The 25,830-nt window shown below is 55.2% G+C and carries 27 protein-coding genes; 11 read left to right on the top strand and 16 right to left on the bottom strand.

The window, feature by feature from the left end; genetic code table 11:
- Window positions 1-222: 222 nt before the first annotated feature.
- Window positions 223-1,293, top strand: a complete 1,071-nt coding sequence (locus AUQ43_RS18810; protein WP_062957861.1) for an EAL domain-containing protein — start codon at window positions 223-225, stop codon at window positions 1,291-1,293.
- Between the two features lie 16 nt (window positions 1,294-1,309).
- On the opposite strand, the gene AUQ43_RS18805 is transcribed toward AUQ43_RS18810, so the two are convergent.
- Complete coding sequence (locus tag AUQ43_RS18805) at window positions 1,310-1,936, bottom strand: TetR/AcrR family transcriptional regulator (RefSeq protein WP_114129940.1); 627 nt, start codon at window positions 1,934-1,936, stop codon at window positions 1,310-1,312.
- Window positions 1,937-2,098: 162 nt separating this feature from the next.
- On the opposite strand from AUQ43_RS18805, the gene AUQ43_RS18800 reads away from it, so the two are divergent.
- A complete protein-coding gene (locus AUQ43_RS18800; protein ID WP_062957859.1) occupies window positions 2,099-2,938 on the top strand; it encodes an NAD(P)H-binding protein in 840 nt (279 codons plus the stop codon).
- Between the two features lie 97 nt (window positions 2,939-3,035).
- On the opposite strand, the gene AUQ43_RS18795 is transcribed toward AUQ43_RS18800, so the two are convergent.
- The 7 genes from AUQ43_RS18795 to AUQ43_RS18765 all read right to left on the bottom strand — a co-directional run bounded on the left by AUQ43_RS18795 (window position 3,036) and on the right by AUQ43_RS18765 (window position 9,874).
- Window positions 3,036-3,752, bottom strand: a complete 717-nt coding sequence (locus tag AUQ43_RS18795; protein WP_062957858.1) for a GntR family transcriptional regulator — start codon at window positions 3,750-3,752, stop codon at window positions 3,036-3,038.
- A 54-nt stretch (window positions 3,753-3,806) separates the two neighbouring features.
- Window positions 3,807-5,087, bottom strand: coding sequence for a TRAP transporter large permease (locus tag AUQ43_RS18790; protein ID WP_084272172.1), 1,281 nt, complete (start codon window positions 5,085-5,087; stop codon window positions 3,807-3,809).
- Complete coding sequence (locus AUQ43_RS18785) at window positions 5,087-5,539, bottom strand: TRAP transporter small permease (protein WP_232310748.1); 453 nt, start codon at window positions 5,537-5,539, stop codon at window positions 5,087-5,089. The genes AUQ43_RS18790 and AUQ43_RS18785 overlap by 1 nt, the downstream gene beginning before the upstream one ends.
- A gap of 87 nt (window positions 5,540-5,626) precedes the next feature.
- Window positions 5,627-6,607 (bottom strand): C4-dicarboxylate TRAP transporter substrate-binding protein, encoded by a 981-nt coding sequence (locus tag AUQ43_RS18780; RefSeq protein ID WP_062957856.1) that lies wholly within the window; start codon window positions 6,605-6,607, stop codon window positions 5,627-5,629.
- A gap of 322 nt (window positions 6,608-6,929) precedes the next feature.
- On the bottom strand, window positions 6,930-7,841 hold the full coding sequence (locus AUQ43_RS18775; RefSeq protein WP_062957855.1) for a helix-turn-helix domain-containing protein: 912 nt from the start codon (window positions 7,839-7,841) through the stop codon (window positions 6,930-6,932).
- Window positions 7,842-8,361: 520 nt separating this feature from the next.
- Complete coding sequence (locus tag AUQ43_RS18770; protein ID WP_062957854.1) at window positions 8,362-9,549, bottom strand: NADH:flavin oxidoreductase/NADH oxidase family protein; 1,188 nt, start codon at window positions 9,547-9,549, stop codon at window positions 8,362-8,364.
- A 52-nt stretch (window positions 9,550-9,601) separates the two neighbouring features.
- The gene (locus AUQ43_RS18765) at window positions 9,602-9,874 is read right to left on the bottom strand and encodes a hypothetical protein (RefSeq protein ID WP_062957853.1); all 273 of its coding nucleotides are present in this window, start codon (window positions 9,872-9,874) and stop codon (window positions 9,602-9,604) included.
- A 127-nt stretch (window positions 9,875-10,001) separates the two neighbouring features.
- Between AUQ43_RS18765 and AUQ43_RS18760 the strand changes: the two genes are divergently transcribed.
- The 8 genes from AUQ43_RS18760 (at window position 10,002) to AUQ43_RS18725 (ending at window position 18,751) form a co-directional block, all read left to right on the top strand.
- Window positions 10,002-10,901: a LysR substrate-binding domain-containing protein gene (locus AUQ43_RS18760; protein WP_062957852.1), complete on the top strand. Its 900-nt coding sequence runs from the start codon at window positions 10,002-10,004 to the stop codon at window positions 10,899-10,901.
- A gap of 329 nt (window positions 10,902-11,230) precedes the next feature.
- Entirely contained in the window at window positions 11,231-12,427 is a 1,197-nt protein-coding gene (locus AUQ43_RS18755) for an ABC transporter substrate-binding protein (protein WP_062957851.1), read from the top strand.
- Window positions 12,428-12,567: 140 nt separating this feature from the next.
- Complete coding sequence (locus tag AUQ43_RS18750; RefSeq protein WP_062957850.1) at window positions 12,568-13,350, top strand: ABC transporter ATP-binding protein; 783 nt, start codon at window positions 12,568-12,570, stop codon at window positions 13,348-13,350.
- On the top strand, window positions 13,347-14,054 hold the full coding sequence (locus AUQ43_RS18745) for an ABC transporter ATP-binding protein (RefSeq protein WP_008890664.1): 708 nt from the start codon (window positions 13,347-13,349) through the stop codon (window positions 14,052-14,054). Before AUQ43_RS18750 ends, AUQ43_RS18745 begins: the two co-directional genes overlap by 4 nt.
- A 12-nt stretch (window positions 14,055-14,066) precedes the next feature.
- On the top strand, window positions 14,067-15,077 hold the full coding sequence (locus AUQ43_RS18740) for a branched-chain amino acid ABC transporter permease (protein WP_062957849.1): 1,011 nt from the start codon (window positions 14,067-14,069) through the stop codon (window positions 15,075-15,077).
- A complete protein-coding gene (locus AUQ43_RS18735) occupies window positions 15,074-16,405 on the top strand; it encodes a branched-chain amino acid ABC transporter permease (protein ID WP_062957848.1) in 1,332 nt (443 codons plus the stop codon). Before AUQ43_RS18740 ends, AUQ43_RS18735 begins: the two co-directional genes overlap by 4 nt.
- Before the next feature lie 266 nt (window positions 16,406-16,671).
- Window positions 16,672-17,592: a DMT family transporter gene (locus AUQ43_RS18730; protein WP_232310747.1), complete on the top strand. Its 921-nt coding sequence runs from the start codon at window positions 16,672-16,674 to the stop codon at window positions 17,590-17,592.
- 133 nt (window positions 17,593-17,725) lie between these two features.
- Entirely contained in the window at window positions 17,726-18,751 is a 1,026-nt protein-coding gene (locus AUQ43_RS18725) for a DMT family transporter (RefSeq protein ID WP_084272171.1), read from the top strand.
- Window positions 18,752-18,765: 14 nt separating this feature from the next.
- On the opposite strand, the gene AUQ43_RS18720 is transcribed toward AUQ43_RS18725, so the two are convergent.
- The 8 genes from AUQ43_RS18720 to AUQ43_RS18685 form a co-directional block, all read right to left on the bottom strand.
- Window positions 18,766-19,221, bottom strand: coding sequence for a GNAT family N-acetyltransferase (locus AUQ43_RS18720; RefSeq protein WP_062957847.1), 456 nt, complete (start codon window positions 19,219-19,221; stop codon window positions 18,766-18,768).
- The gene (locus AUQ43_RS18715; protein WP_084272170.1) at window positions 19,221-20,534 is read right to left on the bottom strand and encodes a diguanylate cyclase domain-containing protein; all 1,314 of its coding nucleotides are present in this window, start codon (window positions 20,532-20,534) and stop codon (window positions 19,221-19,223) included. The genes AUQ43_RS18720 and AUQ43_RS18715 overlap by 1 nt, the downstream gene beginning before the upstream one ends.
- Before the next feature lie 161 nt (window positions 20,535-20,695).
- Complete coding sequence (locus tag AUQ43_RS18710) at window positions 20,696-22,075, bottom strand: dicarboxylate/amino acid:cation symporter (RefSeq protein WP_084272169.1); 1,380 nt, start codon at window positions 22,073-22,075, stop codon at window positions 20,696-20,698.
- A gap of 166 nt (window positions 22,076-22,241) precedes the next feature.
- On the bottom strand, window positions 22,242-22,721 hold the full coding sequence (locus AUQ43_RS18705) for a cupin domain-containing protein (RefSeq protein WP_062957845.1): 480 nt from the start codon (window positions 22,719-22,721) through the stop codon (window positions 22,242-22,244).
- Between the two features lie 56 nt (window positions 22,722-22,777).
- Window positions 22,778-23,227 (bottom strand): DMT family transporter, encoded by a 450-nt coding sequence (locus AUQ43_RS18700; protein WP_062957844.1) that lies wholly within the window; start codon window positions 23,225-23,227, stop codon window positions 22,778-22,780.
- A 92-nt stretch (window positions 23,228-23,319) separates the two neighbouring features.
- The gene (locus AUQ43_RS18695; RefSeq protein WP_062957843.1) at window positions 23,320-23,541 is read right to left on the bottom strand and encodes a 4-oxalocrotonate tautomerase family protein; all 222 of its coding nucleotides are present in this window, start codon (window positions 23,539-23,541) and stop codon (window positions 23,320-23,322) included.
- Window positions 23,542-23,544: 3 nt separating this feature from the next.
- Window positions 23,545-23,925 carry a nuclear transport factor 2 family protein gene (locus AUQ43_RS18690; protein ID WP_062957842.1) on the bottom strand — a complete coding sequence of 127 codons (381 nt, stop codon included), beginning with the start codon at window positions 23,923-23,925 and terminating at the stop codon, window positions 23,545-23,547.
- On the bottom strand, window positions 23,925-24,533 hold the full coding sequence (locus AUQ43_RS18685; protein ID WP_062957841.1) for a glutathione binding-like protein: 609 nt from the start codon (window positions 24,531-24,533) through the stop codon (window positions 23,925-23,927). The genes AUQ43_RS18690 and AUQ43_RS18685 overlap by 1 nt, the downstream gene beginning before the upstream one ends.
- Window positions 24,534-24,645: 112 nt before the next feature.
- Here AUQ43_RS18685 and AUQ43_RS18680 point away from each other — a divergent pair, with 112 nt between their 5' ends.
- Window positions 24,646-25,533 (top strand): LysR family transcriptional regulator, encoded by an 888-nt coding sequence (locus tag AUQ43_RS18680; protein WP_062957886.1) that lies wholly within the window; start codon window positions 24,646-24,648, stop codon window positions 25,531-25,533.
- Window positions 25,534-25,830: the final 297 nt, after the last annotated feature.

Here is a 25,830-nt window from a genome sequence, read left to right as displayed (position 1 = left end):
CGCAAGAACCAACGCTTTCGCGCACAGTGCCGGTTGAGCGGGAACAAAGGACCTTTGCGCATTAGACATTCAATAGAGCCAATGCGTTGATTGAATTAAGTTCTACGCTGGATTTTTTATCGTTTAAACCCATATGTTACGCTAGAGTCAGGAGCTGGAATTAGTAGAGTAAAGCAAGCTGACAAAAGGCCAGCAGCACGACCGACACCCGGGGAGAATGATGTGACCTACTGTGAAAAATGTGATTCAGTTCCTGAAATCGCACCTGAAAACGGGACACTCTATCTCTGGCCGCCTGTCGCACATACGACGGGCAAAATTCTAAAGGGTGCGAAGTCGATTGGTGTTGATGTGGAAAAGTCACCGTCAGCCACCACCCTGTCCATTCAATATAATCGTCCGGGACTAAGTGCGCTGATTGATGTCATCTCGCGCGACCTTCTGCCCGAAGAGCTATCTGACACCAAGGCCCTTATCATGCCTGGTACCGATCGCCCGGAGATTGATGACATCGCAGACATCACAAGCCTTGGCGCGATCCGTGCGGCAATCGGTGCCGAATGGCTGGGCGATCTGTTGCGCGACAATCGGCTGAATTCGGTGTTTCAGCCAATTTTTTCTGTTGGTGATTTCAAGAAACCTTATGCCCATGAATGCCTTGTGCGGGGTGAAAGCGTGTCAGGAGATGTCATCAATCCCGGCCAGCTTTTTGATGCGGCGCAGTCGGCGACGCTGTTGTTCCAACTTGACCGGGCAGCGCGCGCAGCCAATGTCCGCAATGCGCACAAGGCCGGGATCACTGGCAATCTTTTCATCAACTTTACACCAAGTTCGATCTACGATCCGGATTCCTGCCTGCGGTCCACCATCGAGGTGGTCGAGCAATGCAATCTGGACCGCAGCAACGTTGTTTTCGAAGTCATCGAAACCGAAAAGGTCCGAAGCACCGCACATCTGAGCGCCATTCTGGAAAGCTATCGTGCGTCGGGGTTCCGGGTTGCTCTTGATGATGTTGGTTCGGGTTATTCCACCCTGAACCTTTTGCCTGAACTGCGCCCGGACATCATCAAGATCGACCGCGAACTGGTTGACCATGTTGATCGTGACCATTTCAAGCAGGCAATTGTCAGCAAACTGATTGCCCTGGCCAAGCAACTCGATATCGAGGTCGTTGCCGAAGGCATTGAACGCACCGAAGAGCTTGATTTCCTGCGCAGTCATGACGTCGACTATGTGCAGGGCTTCTTGTTGGGTCGCCCTGGCCCGTCACCATTCACCGTGACGGCAGATTAAGCACGCAGATCGCGCCCTAGATGCGGCTCATATCCGAAAGTTCCCGCCCGACCATCCGCTTGTAAGTTGCGACGATTTCGCGCCCCTCGGCGCGCGGTACGGAAATGGCAAGGCGCATGGTGGCCTCGCCGGAATACATGATTAACAGGCACCGCGCGGCGATTGTTTTAAAATCACCATCATTGCCACGCACCCGCAAGATCGCCTTGGCCAATTGCTCCGCATTTGTCCGGCTCACTTCCATTTCCATGTCGCGCAGCGTCTTGTCGGCTTGCGTTCCGGTCCAGATATCGCAAATCACCGGCTCGGCCAGAAACAGTTCGTAATAGGTGTCGATCAGCTTATCAAAAGCTGCGAGCAAACCTTCGGCCGAATTCACCTCTGCCAGTGCCTCTTCGATGCAGTGCAGGGATTCCTCGTTATAGCGATCAGCAAGCGCATGAATGATCGCCGCCTTGTCCGGGAAGTACTGATACAGCGATCCGATAGAGACTCCGGCCTTTTCCGCCAGTTCTCCCATCCTGATCGCATCACTGCCGTGGGTCGAAATCAGATCACAAGCTGCATTGAGTATGTTGTTGACCCGTTCACGACTTCTTTTTTGTGTCGGCGCACGGCGCATCTTTTTCACGTTATCAGTCAATCGCTTAGATCCTTTTTTCTTATGACGCCCAAACACATCTGCACGGGTTTAGCACACTTTTGACGGCTTAGAACACTTGACGATCAAAATATGAGGATTTATCACATTTGGCAAATGTGAGGATTACTCACATTTCGAAAACCTCTATCAGGAGCTATTTTGATGTCAAACAATCCCCGTTTTCTTGTCCTGGGCGCGACGGCGAAAACCGGCCGCCGTGTTGCGGATAAACTGAATTCTCTCGGTCATGATGTTCGTGCGGTTTCGCGCAGCACGACGCTGGCCTTTGACTGGACAAACCCGCAAACCTGGGATGATGTTTTGCGTGACCGCGACGCTGTATATGTCACCTTCCAGCCCGATCTCGCAGTGCCGGGTTCTGACGAAATCATTGCAAACTTCGCCAAGTGTGCCCTGCTTCATGGGGTGAAACGCATCGTAATGCTGTCGGGTCGCGGTGAAGATGCCGCCCATCAGGCCGAACATGCCCTGCATCTTTCGGGCGCTGATGTCACTGTGTTGCGCGCCAACTGGTTTTTCCAGAACTTCAACGAAGACCTGTTCTTGCCCTATATCCAGCAAGGCACACTGGCCCTTCCCGCCGGTGACGTACCCGAGCCGTTCATCGACGCCAATGACATTGCCGAGTGCGCAGTTGCCTGCCTGCTTGACGACCGTCATATCGGCAAGACATATGAACTGTCTGGACCGACTGCGGTGACGTTTGCCGAAGCCACCAAGATGATTTCCGACGTTACCAATCATCCGGTCACTTTCGTGCCTATCAGCATTGAAGAACTTGATGCTGCCCTTGCCGCAGACGGCTTGCCCGATGACTTCCGGGGATTGATCCGCTATCTGTTTTCCGAAGTCCTTGATGGCCGCAACAGTCAGCCGACCAACGATGTACACGAGATTTTGGGACGCCAACCCAACAGCCTGCGCAACTTCGTTGAAGAAGTCGCCGGAACGGGTATCTGGGACGTCGCCAAACGCGCCTGACCCAAAATGTAAACGGCGCGTCGATTTGGTTGCGACGCGCCGTTTACCTGTGCTTTGTCCCGGTTTTCGGTCGCCTGGTGCCACCGCACGGATTTGACTACGAGAACAGGGTTTTGTTTTCCTCGATGATCTGTGGCAGGCGTTCCATGGTCCCTGAAAGGTGCTGTCGCATTTCGGCACTTGCAGTATTACCGTCACCTGACTGAATGGCATCGATTATTGCCTTGTGCCCTTCAAGAACCGAAATCATCTTGCCGGCACGCGGTAAATCAAGGGTCCGCACACGGGCCAGATGACCACTGCGCGCGGTGATCTGCAAATGCAGGTTCGACTGGCTCACGCCGTTAAACAAGGCGGCATGAAACGTTTCATCAAGCTGCTTGAAAAGGTCAATCTGCTCGATATCTCCAACGAGTGCTTCCTGCATCTTAACAATACCCTTGGCCTTGACCACGGCGGATGACTCTTTGGCCTCAGCCAACTGACGGACCACTTCGCATTCTGCTGCAACACGCAGGAAATGCTCCTCGCGGATGCGGGCAACATCGATCTTGGTCACCACTGTGCGCGACTGTGGATAGGAAACGACCAGCCCGTCCTGTTCAAGACGCATGATGGCTTCGCGCACCGGAGACTGGCTGACATTGAAACTTTCAGCCAATTCAGCGCGGACAAGCGTCGTTTCCGGCAGAAGCGAAAGCGAGATAATCCGGTTGCGGACTTCTTCATATACCAATGCCGAGGCCGGAACATGGGCGTTTGTTTTCAAATTGCCATCATGCACCGCAAGCAGCCCACCTGTTGTGGTATTCATTTTTTGTGTCTCCCTGGCATTTGCGCATATGCCCCTATTCGTCTGAAACTGTCATTACATCAGTGTATTGGGCAACAACAATGTCAAACTTGGCACGGCTGCCATCAGAACAAAGAACAGCACCATCGCCACAAAGAACGGAATGGATGCCCGAGTATACGAGCCGGTCTTGACACCCAAAATCCCGCAGACGGTAAACATGATCACACCGACAGGCGGCGTGAGGCCGCCAAAGTTGATCAGCGTCACTATCAAAATGCCCATATGCACCGGGTCGTAACCGGCACTTACCAAAACCGGCATGACAATTGGCGTCACAAGCAGGATGTTTGCCGCCCCTTCAAGGAACATGCCGCTAACGACCAAGACGCCAACCACAAGCATCAGGATGGCCGTTCTGTTTTCGGTAAGCGTGGTGACAAATTCGGTGATCTGTTGCGGGGCACGTTCAATTGTCATGGCATAGCCAAGCACGGCGGCCATGATGATCAGCAACATCACCATGCCGAGATCAGAAATCGAACCAAAAATGGCTTCCTTGAGCCGGGCAAAGTTCAGTTCGCGATAGATGAACAAACCAACGCCCAGCGCATAGAACACCAAAAAAGCCCCGGCCTCTGTCGCGGTAAAAATACCAAACCGGAACCCGATGATCAGAATGACCGGAAAGGCCAAAGCCCAGATGCTTTCAAAGAAGCTGGCCGTCAGATCCTTGAACTTGGGAAGTTCCGGCAGATCCGGCGTATAGCCGTTTTTCCGCGCAACCAGCCAGGAGGTAATCATCAGGACAATGGTCAGGAAAATACCGGGCAGAACCCCGGCCAAAAACAGGCGGCCGATGGAAACTTCGTTTACAAAGCCAAACAGGATCAAGCCGATGCTGGGCGGGATGGTTGCCGTAATCACCGAACCAAAGGCCAGAACCGCCGCCGTATTGGCCTTGGAGTAACCCTTTTTGATCATGCTTGGTCCGAGCAGGCGCGCCTCCATCGAGGCATCAGCAACCGCCGACCCGGAAATGCCCCCCATCATGAAACTGAGCACGATGGAAACCTGTGCCAGACCACCGGCCATCCAGCCCGTCAGAAGACTTGCGAATTTGACAAGACGGTGGGTAATGCCCGTCACATTCATCAGGTTCCCGGCAAGGATAAAGAACGGCACAGCCAAAAGCGGGAAGCTTTGGGTCGCGGTGACCATTTTCTGGATCACAACGGTTGGGGGCATCGCACCGGTCATGACAAAGACCGGGATGGACGCAAGACCTAGTGCAAATGCGACTGGCAGCCCACAAACCAGAAACAGTGTAAACAGACCTGCAATCAGCAACAGCATCAGTTGCCCCCTCTGTTGCGGACGCGACGGATAAGTTGCGAAACCATGGTTCTAATCATCAAAAGAATGCCCACCACCATCGAGGCATGAATATAAGACGCATTGATTTGCGCTGCCCCGACAAGACGCGGATGCATCAGGATCATGTTTGTCCATGCGTAATTCAGCAGAAAGACAAGAAAGGCGATGATCACCAGAATATTGATGACCTCCAGCCAGTGGCTTGTTCGTTCCGGCAAGATTTCACGCAAAAACTGAAGACCAAAATGCCGGTCTTCCTGCATGGCAATGTCTGCCGCCAGCATGCAAAGCCAGGCAAAGATCAGTTGTGCCATTTCCACTGACCAGATGATCGGCGATCCCATGGCGCGCGCGACAGAGGCCACCGCCACAAGGATGACCACGGCGACAAGCAACATGCCCCCACAGGCAAACTCAATCCGCTTGAGCATCAATTCAATTTCCATTGTGAAGTTTGAAGTGCGTTGCCAACACTCAAGGCAACGCACTTTCGTAAGGCAGGGTGTCCGTACCGGGTGTTAGCGCCCGAGAACCTTGTTAACAATGGCGGCTTCTGCCTCGAGATCAAGCATCTCATATACCGGTGCAACGGCTTCCTTGAACGGTGCCAGATCGACTTCGCTAACCGTGACACCACTTGCCGCAACGTCTTCAAGCGCCTTGTCACCAAGTTCAATGGTCAGGCCGGATGCATAGCGGCCATTTTCAACCGCAAGATCGCGCACGATTTTCTGGTTCTCCGGCGAAATATCGTCCCAGGCATCAGCGCCAACAACCAGCGCGGTTACCAACTGGATATGGCCGGTTTTGGTGACATTTTCGATGACTTCATAAAGCTTGGCGTTCCAGATGGCTGTTGGCTGTGCCTCGGCGCCATCAATCGTGCCAAGCTGAAGTGCGCTATATACCTCACCCCAGGCAATCGGGGTCGGTTCAGCACCCATTGCACGGATGGTTTCAATCCAGACCGGCGCGCCGATGGTACGCATGCGCACACCCGAAAGGTCCGCCGGACCAGAAATCGGCTTTTGCGTCAGGGCATGGCGTGCGCCCTGATACCAGTTTGAGGCAATCATCACGAGACCGGATTTTTCGCGAAGCTCTTCGCCCCAGGCGATGTATTCATCCGAAAGCGCAAATTTATCGGCCTGCTCATAGGTATCGAACAGGAACGGTGCTGACATAATCGCCAGTGACGGTACAAAACTCGACAAACGGGCCACATCCGTGACCGTCCCGACAGCCGCACCCGCACGGGCCTGATCAATCATTTCAGTGGTGTCACCAAGCTGGGAATTGTGGAAAACCTCGATCTCCACATCGCCGTTGGTCGCCTTTTCGACTTCTGCCTTGAACTTTTCAAGGCCCTGCCCCATCGGATCATGCGGTGCCAAAACCGTCCCGATGCGAAGAGTTGTCGCCGCCGCTGCCGGCATTGCTGCCGCCACCGCACCCGCAAGCACGGCACACAGCCCGAGTGATTTCATTGTGATCTTCATTTTGGATGTCCTCCCGATGAATTGGCTTTTGCCAAACTGATATTTTAGTTGCTTTAAAATTCTAGATATCCCGCACTCTTCTTGTCAACGGATTTCTCAAGCTTGTAAAATCATTTATTTACAATAACTTATGATGAATTAATCGTGCCTGACACAATTGCCTGTCATCAGCTTGCACATGATTTTGAACAGATGAATGCTCCCGGGCATGCCAAAAACACGGCCGAACGGGACCAGAAACAGATGGATCCGGGCATGCGAAAACAGTCCGTTCAACACAGTTGATCGGACTGAAAACAGCGCCAGCAGATGATGGAAATAACTAGCGGGAGATGTCGCGATATTTCGCCGGTGTCAGCCCGGTAAAGCGGCTAAACCGGGTGGTAAGGTGCGCCTGGCTTGAAAAGCCCGTCGCAAGCGCGATTTCCGCGACCGGCGCGTTGCCGTCACGCAGCATATGCATTGCGCGATCAATCCGCCGACGCAGAACAAACTTGTGCGGTGCCTCGCCCACGGTTTTGCGAAACATCCGCGCAAAGTGATAGGACGACAAGTCCGCGACTTCTGCCAGTTCCTCAATGGTCAATGCGTGATCAAGGTGGGCATCGATGAAATCAAGCACACGACGTTTGATCGCAGGCGAAAGCCCACCCCGAACCTTAAAGCCAAGATCACGGCGGGTGGAATAACTGCGCAGCATATGGCCCAGCAAAAGTTGTCCGGCATTGGACATTGCCATCCGGTCAGCCGGCACATTCCAGTCAAGAGGCAGCATCGCATGCCGCACGGTTTGCTCAATCAATGGATCAAGGAAAAAGGTCTTTTCCGGGACTTCCACAGCATTGGGTTCGACATCAAAGGCTTCGACCACGGCGCGTTCCCAAGAAGCATGAGGGATATAAAGGTGAAACAGCTCCACCTCGCCATGCACAACCCAGTCCGATGTCAGATGGGCCGGCATCAGGCAACAACGGCCAGGCCCGCCACCCGTCAACGGATCAGCACCGATTTTGCGCTGAATCCCCGTCCCACCATTCACATAAAGGCTAATGGTGTGATGATCAGGATCCGTGTAGCGGGTCAGGACATCCGCCTTGCGACGCCAATGGGCTGCCGAAATGCTGTCGCCGAAATCGCCCGCACGCAGCAGGTTTGCATCCCCAATCAGTTGATTGAAGACTTCAAACTTCTGGTAACGCCCGTTGGGCTGAAAGGCGGTGCCGGACTCTTCCATAACCTGTTCCTGACATTGAAGCCGTTATCATCGCATTGCCATGGCCTTTTGCAAAGCAAGGCGAATGCAATGCTGCCCTGTTTTGCGCAAGAATGTGAAAATCCATATTCACCGCACGCACTGTCCGAAAACGGACGGAACTAGATAGCTTTAATCCTGATACTCACCTTTTTCACACCAGTAGCGGACAGTAACTTCAGGTTGCTGCGAGAACAGGTCTGCCGCGATCTAACAGTTTTCCTGATTATATGTCGCAGAGTTCTCTGCAGCATCAAAGGTCGCCATATGAATGCGCAGTGTTGGATCCAATACCGACGACCTATACAATGTGAACACTTCGCTCTCATCGCAGCCTGTGAGCAGAAGCAACATGAAAGGCACGCAAAGAGCCCTACTCATAACCATCCCTTTCACAACTATTTCCTACCAGAATAGCTGCTCAACCCGTGAACGTTAACCGTTACGAATACCGATGGGGAGATTTTTGCGAGCTGATAGCACTTAATTACCCTGCATACCGTCAGGTAAAATGACGTAGCCAAATTCCTGTGCGCTCGGCATCCCGCGCCTCATAAACCACAATGGCATGGCGGAGATCATCAAATTCCGGGAATTCCTTGCCTTCAGCCAATGCGGTCATGTTCATTGTGTACCATGCAGTAATCCCGCCAGCCGGGGCCTTTTCGAACCGCGGAAACGCTGGATCTTTTGGGGCTGCGTTTCGCCAGATATTTGGCAGCGCTGGTTCGATCACAAGCGCACGGGCCAATCCAACGACATCAATTGCCCCGCTGGCAACGGCGGCCTCAGCCTGGGCACAGGTTTTGAAGCCACCGGTCAACATCAATGGCCTGGATGTGATTTCGCGGGCCCGCTTGGCAAACCCCAGGAAATACGGCCCGGCACCACCCCCGTCAGAGGCCGCCTTGGCACCGGGGAAATATGTCCCGCCGCTGATATCGATCAGATCAATACTGGTATTATCAAGTGCGGCAATGACGGCAAGTGCATCATCTTCGCACAAACCACCGTCAAGTTGGTCGGTGGCATTGAGCTTGATGGCGATCACAAAATCCGGTCCAACCGCGGCACGCACGGCATGCACCGTTTCAAGAAGCAGGCGCATGCGATTGGCAATTGATCCGCCATACTCATCACGTCGCTTATTGAATAACGGCGATAGAAACTGACTAAGCAGGAACCCGTGCGCCGCATGAATCTGCACCCCGCCAAAGCCGGTTTTCCGGGCAAGCTTGGCGGTCTTTGCGAAACGGGCTGGAATTTCACGAATTTCGTCATCCGTCAGGGCCGCACAGGTCAGCCCCGGCAGATCAAGCGCACTTGGCCCCTTTGGCGTACTGGTCGGGGCATAGGCCAAGGCCCCGGCATGACCAAGTTGCAGCCACAAATTGCTGTTATTGACAGTCCCTTGGCGCGCCAAAGCACGAAACCGTTCAAGGTCAGAATTATCATCAAGCACAAGATTTCCGGGCTTTTCGGCAAATCCCGGATGCCCCTGCACTTCGCCAATGATCGAAACAGCAACACCACCATCAGCCCAGCGACGATACAGGTGCATTTGGCCAGCAGTCGGATGTCCGGTGCCATCCCCAAGGGAATCCGACATCGCCGATTTAGCAATCCGGTTTTTAAGGATGGCACCGCAGGGCAGCTCCAGCGGTCTGAACAACGGGTTTTCAATGGTCATTGTGCATTCCAGCTGGTTTGGTGCTTATGAACGGGTATCGCAACAGGCACCATCAGTGCCCTTTGCCAGACGGGGATGGCCAATTCAGAACCAGTCCCGACAAAACGTCACCCGTCTCTGAAAAGGTGCCAGATCGCGTTTGCTGATATTCATGCAACTCTGCAGCCGTCAGATAAGAAAGGTTTTGGGCAGCAGGTGTTCCGGCCCTGGATGCAAAGGTACCTGCCCGATGTGCTGCGCGTTCTTGCTGCCAGGCTTCAATCGCGACACGTAGATGACCCACAAGGCCAAGAGGGGCATGTTCGAAAGATGTGATGGCTTTCATGATGAGTTTCTCCAATCAATGTTTTTTGTAGATTGAGGAAGACTCATTGATTAATCAAACGAGAAGATTTAATCTTATCTATTAGCGAAACTCACAAATATGAATTTCTGAACCTGAAAGGCCGGTCATGAATTCCACGACAAGCGTTGTTCATAATCTTGACCTCGATCTTGCCCGCACCTTTGTAGCGATCTGCGAGACCGGGAATTTCTCGCGCGCGGCTGAAAAGGTTCACCGCAGTGCCTCGGCGATCAGTCTTCAGGTCAAAAAGCTTGAAACCATGATTGGGCGGGAGTTGTTCAAACGCGAAACCCGCAAGGTCACCGTGACCGAGGATGGCGAGATTTTGCTGGGCTATGCACGCCGTCTGCTCAAACTCAATGACGAAGCGATGTCGCATTTCCATGCGCCGGAATTTTCTGGCACCGTGCGGCTTGGCGTCCCCAATGACACGGGTGTGGTTGTCATTCCCGAGATTCTCAAACGGTTTGCGCAAACCCATCCGCATGTCGATATCGACGTCAATCTTGGTCCGACCCGCACCCTGCGAGAGCGCGTAGAAACCGGCGATCTTGATATCGCGGTCTTCAGCTATAATGCAGAACTTGATCACCAGCCGCCGATCCATGCCGAACCGCTGGTATGGCTGGGGGCACGACATGGCAGTGCAATTGACAAACGTCCGCTGCCTGTGTCGATGGCAGAACCGGGTTGTTATTGGCGGACAGTGGCGCTCAAGGCGCTTGACGATGCAGGGATGGATTACCGCATCGCCTATACCAGTGAATTCTGTCAGGCCCAGATTGCCGCCGTGCGCGCCGATCTGGCGATTGCGGCAGTGCCAATCAGCGTGATTTCAGATGATCTGGTGCATCTTGGCCCGGCACATGGCCTGCCCGAAATTGGTGAATATCGCATGACCCTTGCCAAACGCCACGGCCACGGGCCGGTTGAAGACGCGTTGGCTGAACATGTTATTGCCGGATTCCGCAAGAGTTCCGAGCGCGGCATGCGGGTCTTTGCCTGACTGTTCGCCAAGGCTTGCACATCCTCAGTCAACATACCTGCATGACGTATGATCCGCATCGTGAATCAGGATTCGGTTCATCTGGCCATTTGACAACAAAATCCAGTGAAAACCGACTACCAAACGCTGAAAATATTTACCCGCAGAACAACCCCAGAAATGCACCTATCGCCCGCCCCGCAAGGGCTGAAGTCATTGGAATCTCGAACTTAACGGCAAGAATTAGGTGTAGAATTCAAAACCTGTAGTTAAGAAACTGGAAACGTGTAGCGTTTTCTGTATACTGCCCGACGAATATAAAGGCCCAATAAAACAGGGAAGGCTACACTATGGGAAAACTCTCTACCCTCCTCTTTTCGGCTGCACTTTCGACGGCTGTCGTCGCAGGCGCATCTGCACAGGAACAGGTAAAGATCGGCATGCTTCAAGGCTTCACCGGCCCGACGGAATCGCTCGTCAAGCCGATGGCACTTGGCGGCGAATTGGCCATTCAGGAAGTCTCCGACAGCGGCCTTCTGCTTGGCGGTCGTGAAGTTGTTTCGGTACGCGGTGACAGTACCTGTATCGATGCAGCAGCAGCCACAGCCGCAGCTGATCGTCTTGTGACGTCTGATGGCGTTCATGGCATCAATGGCGCAACCTGCTCGGGTGCGACCACTGCCATCCTGAACAACGTTGTCCGTGCAAACGGCATCGTGATGATTTCTCCGTCAGCGACCTCGCCGGCGCTGACCGAAATCGAAGATGACGGCTACTTCTTCCGTACCGCTCCTTCTGATGCGCGTCAGGGCCAGATCATTGCTGAGATCCTTGACCGTCGCGGCATCGGCTCCGCAGCACTGACCTACACCAACAACGACTATGGTAAAGGTCTTGCTGACGCCATCCAGGCAGCTTACGAAGCAAAAGGCGGTAAAATCACCGCTGTTGCCGCACACGAAGACGGCAAAGCCGACTATTCTGCTGAAATCGGTACCCTTGCATCTGCAGGTGGTGAAGTTCTGATCGTTGCTGGTTACCTTGACCAGGGCGGCAAGGGCATCATCCAGGCATCGCTTGACACCGGTGCGTTCGAAACCTTCGTTCTTCCGGACGGCATGGTTGGTGAAGCACTGACCGATAACTTCGGCGATGCACTTGACGGTTCGATCGGCACCAACCCGGGTACCGACAGCCCGGGCGCATCGATGCTTGCAGAACTCGCTTCGGGTAAAGGCTTCAAGGGCGACGACCCGTATGTCCCGGAAGCATATGACGCATCTGCACTGCTGCTTCTTGCCATGCAGTCCGCAGGTTCGACCGACAGCGCGGTCTACAAAGACCACATCATGAAAGTTGCCAATGCACCGGGTGAGAAAATCTATCCGGGTGAACTGGCCAAAGCGCTTCAGATTCTGGCTGATGGTGGCGAAATCGACTATGTCGGTGGCACCGCGCTTGAGCTGATCGCACCGGGCGAGTCCGCTGGTAGCTTCCGTGAAACGGAAATCAAAGACGGCAAGTGGGAAACGGAGATGTACCACTAAGCCGATCATTCTTTGATCGCTAACGACGCTGGAACTGTCAGGGACTTCGGTCTCTGGCAGTTCCTCTATTACCGGGCCCTATGCGCCGCTTGGCGAAAGGATGCCTGGGACTGATTGAATGACAGGGTCAAAAACTCCCCATGATACGGGTCGAAAACATCGCCAAGAATTTCGGCGGCATTCAGGCGGTCGATGGCGTATCGCTGTCGATCGAAAAGGGCTCCATAACCGGCCTGATCGGGCCGAACGGGGCCGGAAAAACCACGCTTTTCAATATTATTGCGGGCGTCTTCCCACCGTCTTCGGGAAAAATTTTCCTTGATGGCGAAGACGTTACCGAACTGGAACCCCACGAACTGTTCCACAAGGGCCTGCTGCGTACCTTCCAGATTGCGCACGAATTCTCGACACTGAGTGTGCTGGACAATCTGATGGTGGTTCCGGGCGAGCAACCCGGCGAACAACTCCGTCACAGCTGGTTCAACTATTCTCGCGTCAAGGAAGTCGAGGCACAAAACTACGAGCGTGCGCTCGAAGTCATCGATTTCCTTGAAATTGACCACATCAAGCATGAGTTGGCAGGCAACCTTTCGGGCGGTCAGAAAAAGCTGCTGGAACTGGGCCGCACCATGATGGTCGAGCCAAAGATCGTCTTCCTTGATGAAGTTGGTGCCGGTGTGAACCGTACGCTGCTTAACACCATTGCGACCTCGATCAAGCGCCTGAATGAAGAGCGCGGCTATACCTTCTGCCTGATTGAGCACGATATGGACTTCATTGCACGCCTGTGTGATCCCGTCATCGTCATGGCCGAGGGCAAGCTCCTTACCCAGGGCACGATTGAAGAGGTCAAAAACAACGAGGAGGTCATTGAGGCCTATCTCGGGACAGGTCGCAAGCATGAACGGAAGGTACCGTCATGAGTTTCTTGAGCGCAACCGGTATGACCGGCGGCTATGGCGGGTCCGATATTCTGCATGACTGTACGATCACTGTGGAAAAAGGCGAGATCGCAGTCGTGGTCGGCCCGAACGGTGCGGGCAAGTCAACAGCCATGAAGGCGGTGTTCGGCATGCTGAACCTGCGTGAAGGGTCTGTCGTTCTTGACGGCAAGGACATCACCAATCTTGCCCCGCAGGAACGTGTGCCCGAGGGCATGGGTTTTGTTCCGCAGAACCGCAACGTCTTTGTGTCGATGACGGTGGAAGAAAACCTCGATATGGGGGCCTTCATCCGCAAAGACGACAAGATCGAGGAAACCAAACAACAGATTTTCGATCTGTTCCCGATCCTTGGCGAAAAACGCAATCAGCCAGCCGGCGAGCTTTCCGGTGGTCAGCGCCAGCAGGTAGCTGTGGGGCGTGCACTGATGACCCAGCCAAAGCTTCTCATGCTTGATGAGCCAACCGCTGGTGTCTCGCCAATCGTGATGGATGAACTGTTTGACAAGATCGTGGAGGTCGCCAGAACCGGCGTTGCCATCCTGATGGTCGAACAGAATGCCCGTCAGGCACTGGAAATCGCCGATCACGGTTTTGTCCTCGTACAGGGACGCAACCGGTTCACCGATACGGGCGAAGCCCTTCTCGCCAACGAAGAAGTCCGCCGGTCCTTCCTGGGCGGGTAAATGGGGTATTGAATGGAAATCCTTAACGCACTTGCGCTGTTTGCCAATTTCGTGGTCGTTCCCGCGACTGCCTATGGCGCGCAGCTCGCCCTTGGGGCGCTTGGCGTCACACTCATTTTCGGCATCCTGCGGTTTGCGAATTTCGCACATGGCGAGTTGATGTCGTTTGGCACCATGATCACCATCCTGGTCACCTGGTTCCTGCAGAATATGGGCGTCTCTATTGCCCCCTTCCCGACCGCCCTTCTGGCCTTGCCGATTGGTGTATTGGCCGCAATCAGTATGGCGCTTGTCACGGACCGGATGGTATTCCGGTTCTATCGCAAGCAACGCTCCAACCCGATTGTGTTCGCCATCGTGTCGGTTGGCGTCATGTTCCTGATTGCAGGCATCATCCGTATCGTCATCGGCCCGGCCGATCAGAGCTTTGCAGATGGCCAGCGTTTCATCATCGGCGCATTTGACAGCCGTCGTGCCCTTGGCCTTGATGAAGGCATTGCGATCAAGCAAAGTCAGGTGATCACGGTTGTTGTGACCGCCATTGTCGTTGCATGGCTGTTCTGGTTCTTGCAGAAAACCCGTTCGGGCAAAGCCATGCGCGCTTATTCCGATGATGAGGATCTGGCACTGCTTTCGGGCATCAACCCGGAACGCGTGGTGACGATCTGCTGGGTCATTGCGGCGGCACTGGCAGCGATTGCTGGCACGCTTTACGGCCTTGATAAGACCTACAAGCCTTTCATCTTCTTGCAGATCCTGCTGCCGATCTTTGCGGCGACCATTCTGGGCGGCATTGGTCAACCGGTTGGCGCGATCCTTGGCGCGTTCATTGTTGCCTTCTCCGAGGTGACCGTGACCTATGCCTTCAAGAAGTTTCTCGCCTATCTCGGCCCCACGGACTGGGCGCCAGAAGGCCTCGTGCAACTGCTGTCTACTGACTACAAGTTCGCGGTCTCCTTCATCATTCTGGTCGCGGTTCTTCTGATCCGACCAACCGGTATTATTCGTGGGAAAGTGATATGACGAAGAGAGTTGCGCTCCTATATGGCCTGATGTGCCTTGTGTTGATCGCGATCGGCTTTCTTCAAAGCTGGAACGTCGCCTTTGGCATTTTCAATCTTTGTGTGATCTCTGCGGTAATGGCGCTCGGCGTCAACATGCAGTGGGGCTATGCCGGCCTGTTCAATGTCGGTGTCATGGGCTTTACAGCCCTTGGTGGCCTGACTGCTGTTCTGGTTTCGATGCCCCCTGTGGGCGAAGCCTGGGCCGCTGCGGGTGGGGATATTGCCCTGTCCTTGCTTAGCCTTGCGGGAACCATCGTTGCGGTCATTTACGCCCGCCGCATTGTGCCGCCCGTCTTGAAGCTTCCTGTCACGCTTGTTCTTCTGCTGGCGGGCTACTTCCTTATTGGTGTGTTCTTTGGTCCGGCAACCGATGCAATTGAAAGCATCGATCCGGCGCTGAGCGGTTATCTTGGTGGTGCCGGACTTCCGGTCCTTGTCGCCTGGCCGCTTGCCGGCCTGGTGGCAGCAGGTGCAGGCTGGCTGATCGGGCGGATCGCGCTTGGTCTGCGGGCGGATTACCTGGCGATTGCCACCCTTGGCATTTCCGAGATCATCATTGCGATCATCAAGTACGAGGAATGGCTGTCACGTGGCGTCAAGAACGTCACCGGCATTCCGCGACCGGTGCCCTATGAGGTCAACCTGGTTGAAAGCGAATGGTTCATCAATCTGGCGAACTTCTTCGGGGCGAGCGAGATTTCCGATGCCGCCAGCCTGTTCGTCAAGCTGTGCTATGCCGTGCTGTTTGTCATCGTGCTGGCAATCATCATGTGGTTTGCCGAACGCGCATTGAAGTCGCCGTGGGGCCGCATGATGCGCGCCATCCGTGACAACCGTGATGCAGCCGCTGCGATGGGCAAGGACGTAAAACGTCGTCATCTGCAGACCTTTGTTCTGGGCTGTGCCGTTTGCGGGATTGCCGGTGCGATGCTGACCACCCTTGACGGTCAGTTGACGCCAACCAGCTATATTCCGCTGCGCTACACCTTCCTGATCTGGGTGATGGTGATCCTCGGTGGCTCGGGCAACAACTGGGGCTCGATCCTGGGCGGCTTCATCATCTGGTTCCTGTGGGTCGAAGCAGAGCCGTTTGGCAACTGGTTCATGTCCACCGTGACCGCACCGCTTGGTGAAGAGTCGGAACTTGCCCAGCATCTGGTCGCTGGTGCCGCCTATATGCGTTACCTGATGATGGGGGCGATCCTGTTGACCGTGATGCGGTTTGCGCCAAAGGGACTGATCCCCGAGGCCACCAACCGATCAACGGCAATGACACGGTCTTCCTAAACAGACACTTCAAATCGAACGGGGCGGATACCTTGCGGTATCCGCCCCGTCTTTTATTGGCGAGGCGAGCTTGCCCGCAAGAATATGAAAAACAGCGCAAGAACGTGAAAGCCACGCGAGGCTGATTGTGGCTTATTACCGGTTTGCGGATATGCCCCTGAATATTCGTTCCCTGATTGGTCCCCGCGCGTCACCAACCCGCGTGACCGGTTCGCGCAACCCTTCGTGCCACCGAATGCCTTGCACGTGCTGTTTTGAAAGCCCCGATGATGACAGCCCTCTTATTCGTGATCGTCACCGCCTGCTGGGGATTTACCTGGTATGCGATCAAACTTCAGATCGGTCCGATCCCGGTCGAAATTTCGATCTTCTATCGCTTTGCGCTAGCGGCCGCGGTTCTGTGCGGTTTCTTGTTACTGACCCGTAAATGGCGCCCGGTGCCATGGCGAGCCCATCCGTGGATCGTGCTTCTGGGCTGCGGGCTGTTTGGCATCAACTTTATCCTGATGTATTCGGCAACCGGCTATATCGCCAGCGGAATCGTTGCGGTCATCTTCACCACCTCGACCATTTTCAATGCGCTCGGCAATTGGGCCTTTTACGGCAATCGCCCGGGCTTGCGCTTTGTTTTTGGCGCAGCCTTTGGTTTGGGCGGGATTGCGTGTCTGTTTGCCAATCAGATCTATGCCCTGTCGCACAATCCGCACGCGATTACCGGAATGATATTCGCCCTGTGCGGCACGGCGGTCTTTAGCTGCGGCAACATGGTTTCGGTCAAACTACATGCCATGGGCATTCCCAACCGCGATGCGGTTGCGCGCGGTATGATCTATGGCACGGTATTGTTGTTCATCTTTGCCATGCTCCGCGGCCAGACGCCGACCCTGCCAACCGATCCGCTTTATATCGGTGGCTTGCTTTATCTCGCCATTCCGGGCTCGGTCGTGGCCTTCATCGCCTATCTCGCCCTGGTCAACCGCGTCGGTGCCGGACGGGCAGCCTATGTCACCGTGCTGTTCCCGGTGGTAGCCCTTACCGTCTCGACCTTCCTTGAAGGCTATGTCTGGACACCGATTGGCGCAACCGGGCTTGCAATGGTGTTGCTTGGCAACATCACGATCTTTGCCAAACTACCGAAATTCATTGGTGTGAGGAATAAAACCCTCGTGGCGGAACAGGAAATCTGATTGTCTGATGATTAAAATGGGGCCGCTTTGGTCCCGTTTTTTTTGATCTCACCTTCAGGTCCGAAACTGGCGAGCAGCAAAAAGCCGATCCGCCTAATCTTCGTTGGTCACCAACAGATCGACGGAGCCCGCGATGCTGCCCCATGAAAACACCACACGTTTGATATCGCTTGATATGGAACTGGCTTCACGCCCGAAACATCGTGGTATTGATGGGGCCAAAAACTTCTCTAATGCAGGCGGCTTACATCCCAAGCAACCACCTGCCCAACCGATGGACCGCCTCAGCTGGTTGATGCTGATTTCGCTATCGGTCCTGTGGGGTGGGTCATTTTTCTTTACCGAAATCGCGCTTGTCGATCTGCCGCCCCTGACGCTTGTGCTGTGCCGGGTGTCTATTGCGACCATGGTTCTGTGGTGGGTGGTGGTGTTGCGCGATATTGCCGTACCGCGTGATCCGAAATTCTGGGCGGGCGTTGCCGTGATGGGCGGGCTTAACAACCTTGTGCCCTTTTGCCTGATTGTCTGGAGTCAGACACAAATCACCAGCAGCCTTGCAGCCATCCTGAATGCAACCACCCCGCTTTTCACCCTGCTGATTGCCCACATTGCGACAGATACGGAAAAACTGACGGCGCGCAAAGCTATCGGCGTGTTGATCGGGTTTGGCGGTGTGGTTGTGATTTTCGGCCTTCCGACATCTGGCAACACGATAGGCCTGCTTGCGCCGGGTGCCGTTTTGCTTGCCGCGTTCAGCTATGGCTGTGCCGGGGTGTTTGGCCGTCGTTTTGCTGCAACGCCGCCAATCCTGACGGCAGCCGGGATGACGAGTGCTTCAAGCCTGATGTTGCTGCCGCTGTCACTCATGATTGATCAGCCCTGGCACCTGCCCGTCCCGACGACCAGCACCATCCTTGCCGTTCTGGGCTTTGCAACGCTGAGCACTGCGCTTGCCTATATCCTCTATTTCGCCATCCTCAAACGCGCCGGGTCGAGCAACCTGCTGCTTGTGACCTTCCTGATTCCGGTCAGTGCGATATTGCTGGGGGTCGGCTTTCTCGGGGAAACACTGATGATGCAACATATCATCGGCATGACGGTGATTGGGGCAGGACTGGTGATGATCGATGGTCGACTGATGCCAAGGAAGAGAGGATAACGACCTTTCAGACCTTAGCCCTCAATTGGCTTCTCATAAACCACCCAGTTCGAGGCATTGCCGATCTGGTCGTAAAGCCGCCGTGCTGTCGCGTTGTCTTCTGCCGTGATCCAGGCCAGTTTGAACCAGCCGCGATCGCGGGCAGTTTCGCCCAGCCGCTGCATCAGGGCCTTAGCCACGCCGTGGCTTCGGGCTTCTGGTGTGACGTATAGATCGTCAAGCTGGCCGAACCAGCCCCCCGTCAGGGTTTCCGGCACAGCGCGGTATTGGGCAAATCCGATCGCCTGACCGTCCCTGACAGCCAGCAGGCAGTCCATTGGTCCGTCGGGGTCGATGATCCAGCCCCATGTCGTATCAAGTGCGGTTTCAGAGACCGCGCAGCCATAAAACACCATATAGTCGCGAAACAGGCCGGCCCAGGCATCCCGGTCGGCACCCGTGGCGGGGCGTATTTCGATCATCTCGGCCATCAGTCTGCCATCTCCCAACCGACACGATAAAGGTTCGTTCCCGTCGCCTTGGCGGCATACATCGCCTGATCAGCGATATGGATCAGGGTATCAAGCGTTCGGGCATGTTCGGGATAGATCGCAATGCCAAGGCTCGCCCCCACATGATACGTGCCGTCCCCGAGTTCCATCGGCGTGGACACTGTACCAATGATCTTCTTGGCGACACCATGCACCTCGGCGTCGTTATCCAGATCCTCAAGGATGATGGTGAATTCATCACCGCCGATGCGCGCAACAGTATCAGTTGCCCGCACAGCATTGACCAGACGCTGTCCGGTATTCACCAAAACACGGTCTCCGGCAGCGTGGCCAAGCTCGTCATTGATCAGCTTGAAACCGTCCAGATCGATAAAGACAACGGCAACCTGTTTTTGATGGCGGTTTGCACGCTCAATCGCCCTTGAGAGCCTGTCCTCGAAGATGATCCGATTGGGCAAGCGGGTGAGTGGATCATGGAAAGCAAGGTCGCGGATTTGATCGACTTCCTCGCGTTCCTCGGTAATGTCGCGCACAACCCCCATCATTTTGACGGTTTCCCCGGCCTCATCCTTGATGACGTTGCCGGTTTCGCGCAGCCATCGAATGGTGCCGTTCGGCCAGACGACGCGGTATTCCTCGTCATGGTTCTGGCCAGTTTCAATGCAGCGGATTTCGCCTTCGCGGACGCGTTCCTTGTCGTCGGGATGTACGGCATCACAGAACAGGGAATAGGTCGGCGTTACCTCGCCCGGTTTATAGCCGAACATGCCGTAAATGGCGTCGGACCAGTAAAGTTCGTCGGTATCCACGCGCCAGTCCCAGGTCCCGATGCGCGCGAAATACTGGCTTTGCTTGAAGCGTTGCTCTTCCTCATGCGCGTCCGGTCGCACACGTGAGAGATCACGGACGATCAGCACACGTTCATTCTGGCCCCGGAGCACGAGACGCTTTACCTCAACCGGGAAAGTCGTCCCGTTCGAGCGCATCGCGTTGCTGCGGTATTCGGTTGCCTGCGTTTTATCAGTATTTTCAGGCCCATCAGGCAAAAGGTCGGTAAGACGAAGCCCGGAAACCGCGCCCTCCGGCTGATCAAACATCTCTGCCGCTGCGGCGTTCAGCGCCTGAACCGATCCATCTGCGCCCAACGTCACGATGCCATCCGAAATGTTCGCAATCAGGGTATCGAATACATTGAGCGTCGTCCGCGCCTGCCGGCGCGAATGGACGGAATATGCCAATGCGCCAACGGCAACGAACGCAAAGATAATGGAAAGATAGTCGACATAGGTCATCGGCAGGCGTGGTTTTCCCGGGTAAATTTGTCACGCTGAATATATACATACCAATGTATAATTGGAATCTAACCTTTGGAACAATCTCGCCTTTAGTGGGTCTCTGTCCATGATCTGGAACAAAGATCGAGGAAAGTTGCTCCTCGCCTTCACGCTGCCGATCAGGTGGTTTCGGCCTCTGCCCGGGATGGTTCTGCAGGGTCATCGGTAACTTCGGTGTCGGTCTGATCCATGCGATCAAGCACGATACAGGCGACCAGATCCCCGCAAACATTGATCACCGTGCGGCTCATATCCAGAAGCCGGTCCACCCCCATGATCAGGGCGATCCCCGATGCCGGAACACCGATCGACACCAGAATGGTCGACAGGATGACGATCCCGACCCCGGGCGTCGCCGGCGACCCAATCGACGCCCCCACAGACGTCAGCACAATCAGGACCAACCCCGCAGAACCAATTTCGACACCAAAAACCTGAGCGATGAAAATCGCTGCAACGCCCTGATACAAGGCCGTGCCGTTCATGTTGATTGTTGCACCAAGCGGAATGACAAACTGGCTGATATGTTTTTTGACCTTGAGCGGCCCTTCGGCCGTTTTGATCGACAGCGGCATCACAGCGGCCGAACTTGAGGTCGAAAAGGCCAGCAACATGACATCCTTGGCCGCACCGATAAATACGCGTGGTGGCAAACCGCCATATATGCGCGCAACCACAAGCAACATGCCAAGCATCAGCCCCAGGCCCAGCAGCACCGTCGCCACATAGACCAGCATACCCAACAATGCCTGTGGCCCGGTATCGGCAGTCAGACGCGCCATCAGACCAAAGACGGCAAGCGGCGCCAACCACATGGCCCATTTCACGATGGTCAAACAGACTTCCTGCAAGCTCGCCAGCAGATCAAGCACCGGGCGGGCTTTGTCGCGTTGCATCACGACAAGCGCCACACCAAAAATGCTGGCAAATATAACAATCTGCAGCATGTTGCTTTCAACCATCGAGGACAGCGGATTGGACGGCAGAAGCGTTAAAACATGTGCCGGCAAATCAAGTAGCCGTGCCTGCCCGCTGCCAGCGGCCTCGGCCGGGGCCCCGATCGCACTGGCCAGACCAAGGTTGGTGGCATCCACGTAATCGCCGGGGCGGATAAACAAAGCCAGGGCAACCCCGATGGTCACAGCAATCGCGGTCGTCAGCACAAAGAACAGCACCGCGCGAACCCCAAGCCTGCGCAGTTGATCAATATCATCCGAGGAACACAGGCCACGAATGATCGATGAAAACACCAGCGGGATGACGATCATCTGGATAAGCGCAAGGAAAAGATGTCCGGGAAAGGCCAGCCAGTTGCCCACTACCGATGCCGTTTCGCGCGACAGCAGCCCGGTTGTCGGCCCGATCAGCAGACCGGTCCCCACCCCCAGCACCATGCCGACCAAAACTTGCAACCAAAGTCGCCCGCGCACCAATGCCTGTAGCGAATAGGCAAATGGCAATAGTGACCGACGACGCGTCTGATCTTGCCCGCCCGACATGTTCCACCCCCGGTTCTCGTCAGAAACGCTAGTACTACGTTACCTTATCAGCCAAACGCCAGTCCAGTTGGTCAAACTGGTGATAGGGAAAACCGGGCGGAGGATATCAGCGCAATCTCAAGCCCGCGATCCGCACCAAGCCGCGCAACCTATGCACGGGTCAGGTCTATTTCTCACCGGCCTGCGGATTGGCAATGGCGTCGTGATCGACAAGGTCCCACTTCTGACCGGCATTACGGTAAATCCGCTTCTTTTTGTTCGGGTAATCCGCAACGTCGTGGTCAAGCCTTTCACCGGCGACAATGCAGCGAAGCACGTCTTGGCCTGTATTTTTCATCGTATGGGGCAGTCCGCCCTTGCGATAGCCGATGAAATCGCCTGCTTCGATAGGATGGGTTTCGTCACCAATTATGACCGTGCCTGTCCCGGAAAGAACATAGGTGCATTCGTCCTCGAAATGGTGGACGTGATACTCGGTCGACCAACAGCCCGGCGGGACGTCGATGATATGAAAGCCAAGCCCGGTCAGGCCGGTCATATCACCCAAAGACTTGTTTGTGCGCTTTGCATTTTCATTGAGGAAATGGGTCTTTGCGGTGCCGTCAAACGCATCAATTTCTGATTTCTTTACAACATACTGTGTCATTGTCGTTCCCTGATCTCGATCTGTTTCCATCAATGGTGACCGAACTATTGCGTTGCCTAAAGAGCGGGTCTTCGTGCCAGAATAACGCCCGTGACAACCAAAATGATACCAAGGATACGCATGACGTTAACCGGAACGCGCGGCGCGCCAAACAGCCCGAACGTATCGATCACCACCGAGCTTGCGATCTGCCCGGCAAGGACCAGCAAAACCGCCGTTCCAATCCCGACCTTTAGCCCGAGGATCGAAATCGACAGCAAATAAAATGCGATGATTGCACCGCCCAGGACTGTCGGGATAGCAATGCTGCCAAGCATGTTCAGGCGCAAACCACCGCTGAGATGCGCAAAGAGTGTTGCCGCCACAGCCGCCGTCAGAAAAATGCCAACGGCTGCCGTCGGTGCACCGACCCTATGACTAACCTCGGCACTCATCGCCGCCATCACCGGGATCGCAAGCCCGGCCAAAAGCATCGTCAGGTACATCCAGCCACTGCCCTCGTTCATTGTATACACTCCAAACAGCGTCAATCGGGAAGACATCAACGGCATGCGAGGTGCCGTTGATGTCATAGCCTCTGCACGGGGGGAAGCAGGGGCTAGCTTTGGGTTGACCGGATATCTCGGACGGACCGGCCCGATATGCCCCAGTCGTCCAGAGACACCTCGTCAATCACAACAAAAGTTGTCGCGGGTGACTTGTTCAGGACCTTCTGAAGCAGATCAGTTACGCCCTTGATCAGTTGCACTTTTTCTTCCGGAGTTGGGCCGGTTCCATCCGGCCCACCTTCGCGGGTGACCTTGATATTGACGTACGGCATTGCTCAGTCCTCCTTTGCGCGATACGCGAAAACCTTGGTGATCACCTGCCATCCGTCATCGGTATGGATCAGTGTCAGCAGGTCTTGATAATCCCGACCCATCATGGTCATGCGGGCTTCGACCAGGCCCATCTGGCGGCCCGTCAGGGATACCCGGTCAACGCTTTCGCGGCGGGGATCACCGCGTTTGGCCGGGGGTTCACGGTTATCGATGCGCGTCATGTACGTCTCAAGATCCATGAACTCGTGATTGCCGTCCGTCGCATTGACATACGCAAGTTCCGGGTGGAACACGGTGCGCAGGATTGCACTGTCAGAGTGATAAAGCCCTTCGAAATAGCGCTCCATCAACGCGTCGATCTGCTGTTCATCAGAAGATTTCATCACACAAGCCCTTCGGCCTTCATCGCAGCCAGCGTTGCCGGGCGGGCCTGAATGCGCGCGACAAACGTCGCAAGGTTCGGCCAGTTGCCCAGATCGATTTCCTTGAAATTCGCCCAGTTCGCCAGAACAAAGGTATAGGCATCAGCCACCGAGAACCGGTTTTCAACAAGGTACTCGCGGCCATCTGCCAATACGCTTTCAAGATAATCGAACTTGGTTCCGACCTTTTGCTTGGCCGCAAGCTGTTCCGCCGCGCTCGACCCGTCGGTGAAAAGCGGGCCCCAGGATTTGTGAAGCTCTGCTGCGGCGAAGTTCAAGAACTGTTGCAGGCGCGCGCGTGCAACCGAACCGGGCTTTGGCGAAAAGGCACTGTACGGGTGGGTATCAGCGATGTATTGCAAGATCGCGACACCTTCGGTCAGGGTATCCCCCGTTTCGATCTCAAGGGCGGGGACATAGCCATTCGGGCTGATTTCGCGGTATGTGCGGCCGGTTTCGGTCAGGCCTTGCGCAACATCAACGCTTTCGATGTCAAACTTGCCCCCCACTTCATGCAACATGATGTGGCTGGCAAGCGAACAGGCACCAGGCAAGTAATAGAGTTTCATGGGTAGCTCCTTTGGTTTGATCTATGCCCCCTTAATGCCAAACCAGACGAGCAATTGATAATATCGACTTTTCATAGTAATGATCTATAAATCAGATCATCTTGAGGCGTACATGAACCTCGAACAACTCATCGCCGTTGACGCGGTTGTCAGTACCGGCACCTTTCGCGGGGCTGCGGATCGCCTGAACAAGGCGCAATCGGCCATCAGCCATCAAGTCCGCAAACTCGAAGACGAGCTGGGCTTTGCCATCTTTTCGCGCGAAGACTACCGACCCCGCCTGTCGTCAGAGGGCGAAGTATTCCTGCGTGAAGCCACCCGCGTGCTTGATCAATTCCACAAGCTTCAGGCCACCGCACAGGAACTGCGCAGCACACAGGAACCGCTGGTGCGCATCGCGCTGACCGCGACCATGTCACTCGAACCGATCCTTAAAATCCTTGGTGAAATCGGCGATAAATTCCCCAATACCCACATCGCGGTTGCCACCGAAATGATGGGCGGCCCGCTGGCCCGGTTGATGAAGGGGGAAGCCGATCTGATCATCGCGGGGTTGGAGGGGGTCGACATCGACCACGTCGAAACCACGCCAGTCGGCGCGGTTGTCATCCGCCCCGTCGCCCATCGCAGCTTCCCCATGGCCGGGCGCAGCGGCATGCGATCGCGCATGGAAATGCAAAGCTATGTTCAGGTCATCGTCTCGGGCACCGGTGGCCCGGATTACGACCAGTCGCGCGATGTGCTTGCCGGTGGGCGGCGCTGGACTGTTTCAGACTTCGCCACCAAGAAATCGGTCATCATGAATGGCCATGGCTGGGGCGGCCTGCCCGAACACATGATCGCGGAAGAACTTAAAAACGGCGAGCTTGTTGCGCTCAACGTCGAAGGCTTCCGCCCGCGTCACACAGAAGTCTTCGCCATCAGAAGGCGGGATCAGGCGATGGGGCGGGTGCAGGCGGAGATTTGGCGGGCGTTGCAGGAACATGCCGGGCTCAGCTAGACCAGAACCCTTGATATTCGCGGAGGAGGGAATTGTAAAAACCAGCCTTTGGGCTGCTTTTTATCCTTGGGCGGAGCCCGGCGGACCATCGCACAAGGTGCGATGTCTCCCGAAAGCTGCGTGCCTCGCTTTCTCGTGAACTAGGGGGTTCAAGCCCGATCCTGCGCGTAGAAATGAAACAAGCCCTGCATCATTGATGCAGGGCTTGTTTAATTGGTAGCGGAGGAACGCTACCGCCGAAACAGTCCTAAACGCGCCCTGATCACGATCGCCTGCTAGGCCCTCAGATCAGGGTTT

This window comes from Thalassospira sp. MCCC 1A01148, from assembly GCF_001613795.1.
Taxonomy (GTDB): domain Bacteria; phylum Pseudomonadota; class Alphaproteobacteria; order Rhodospirillales; family Thalassospiraceae; genus Thalassospira.
The sequence above is the reverse complement of the archived record's forward strand: the minus strand, read 5'-3'. Positions and strand labels throughout refer to the sequence as shown.

Bases quoted from the DNA above. Each gene is read 5' to 3' on its own strand.
- AUQ43_RS18700 (WP_062957844.1), bottom strand. From the start codon at position 23,227: ATGAACGAGGGCAGTGGCTGGATGTACCTGACGATGCTTTTGGCCGGG.
- AUQ43_RS18705 (WP_062957845.1), bottom strand. From the start codon at position 22,721: ATGACACAGTATGTTGTAAAGAAATCAGAAATTGATGCGTTTGACGGC.
- AUQ43_RS18745 (WP_008890664.1), top strand. From the start codon at position 13,347: ATGAGTTTCTTGAGCGCAACCGGTATGACCGGCGGCTATGGCGGGTCC.
- AUQ43_RS18760 (WP_062957852.1), top strand. From the start codon at position 10,002: ATGAATTCCACGACAAGCGTTGTTCATAATCTTGACCTCGATCTTGCC.
- AUQ43_RS18785 (WP_232310748.1), bottom strand. From the start codon at position 5,539: ATGCTCAAGCGGATTGAGTTTGCCTGTGGGGGCATGTTGCTTGTCGCC.
- AUQ43_RS18800 (WP_062957859.1), top strand. From the start codon at position 2,099: ATGTCAAACAATCCCCGTTTTCTTGTCCTGGGCGCGACGGCGAAAACC.
- AUQ43_RS18715 (WP_084272170.1), bottom strand. From the start codon at position 20,534: ATGACCTATGTCGACTATCTTTCCATTATCTTTGCGTTCGTTGCCGTT.
- AUQ43_RS18755 (WP_062957851.1), top strand. From the start codon at position 11,231: ATGGGAAAACTCTCTACCCTCCTCTTTTCGGCTGCACTTTCGACGGCT.
- AUQ43_RS18680 (WP_062957886.1), top strand. From the start codon at position 24,646: ATGAACCTCGAACAACTCATCGCCGTTGACGCGGTTGTCAGTACCGGC.
- AUQ43_RS18720 (WP_062957847.1), bottom strand. From the start codon at position 19,221: ATGGCCGAGATGATCGAAATACGCCCCGCCACGGGTGCCGACCGGGAT.
- AUQ43_RS18770 (WP_062957854.1), bottom strand. From the start codon at position 9,549: ATGACCATTGAAAACCCGTTGTTCAGACCGCTGGAGCTGCCCTGCGGT.
- AUQ43_RS18775 (WP_062957855.1), bottom strand. From the start codon at position 7,841: ATGGAAGAGTCCGGCACCGCCTTTCAGCCCAACGGGCGTTACCAGAAG.
- AUQ43_RS18710 (WP_084272169.1), bottom strand. From the start codon at position 22,075: ATGTCGGGCGGGCAAGATCAGACGCGTCGTCGGTCACTATTGCCATTT.
- AUQ43_RS18765 (WP_062957853.1), bottom strand. From the start codon at position 9,874: ATGAAAGCCATCACATCTTTCGAACATGCCCCTCTTGGCCTTGTGGGT.
- AUQ43_RS18690 (WP_062957842.1), bottom strand. From the start codon at position 23,925: ATGAAATCTTCTGATGAACAGCAGATCGACGCGTTGATGGAGCGCTAT.
- AUQ43_RS18685 (WP_062957841.1), bottom strand. From the start codon at position 24,533: ATGAAACTCTATTACTTGCCTGGTGCCTGTTCGCTTGCCAGCCACATC.
- AUQ43_RS18735 (WP_062957848.1), top strand. From the start codon at position 15,074: ATGACGAAGAGAGTTGCGCTCCTATATGGCCTGATGTGCCTTGTGTTG.
- AUQ43_RS18730 (WP_232310747.1), top strand. From the start codon at position 16,672: ATGATGACAGCCCTCTTATTCGTGATCGTCACCGCCTGCTGGGGATTT.
- AUQ43_RS18780 (WP_062957856.1), bottom strand. From the start codon at position 6,607: ATGAAGATCACAATGAAATCACTCGGGCTGTGTGCCGTGCTTGCGGGT.
- AUQ43_RS18695 (WP_062957843.1), bottom strand. From the start codon at position 23,541: ATGCCGTACGTCAATATCAAGGTCACCCGCGAAGGTGGGCCGGATGGA.
- AUQ43_RS18725 (WP_084272171.1), top strand. From the start codon at position 17,726: ATGCTGCCCCATGAAAACACCACACGTTTGATATCGCTTGATATGGAA.
- AUQ43_RS18750 (WP_062957850.1), top strand. From the start codon at position 12,568: ATGATACGGGTCGAAAACATCGCCAAGAATTTCGGCGGCATTCAGGCG.
- AUQ43_RS18790 (WP_084272172.1), bottom strand. From the start codon at position 5,087: ATGCTGTTGCTGATTGCAGGTCTGTTTACACTGTTTCTGGTTTGTGGG.
- AUQ43_RS18795 (WP_062957858.1), bottom strand. From the start codon at position 3,752: ATGAATACCACAACAGGTGGGCTGCTTGCGGTGCATGATGGCAATTTG.
- AUQ43_RS18740 (WP_062957849.1), top strand. From the start codon at position 14,067: ATGGAAATCCTTAACGCACTTGCGCTGTTTGCCAATTTCGTGGTCGTT.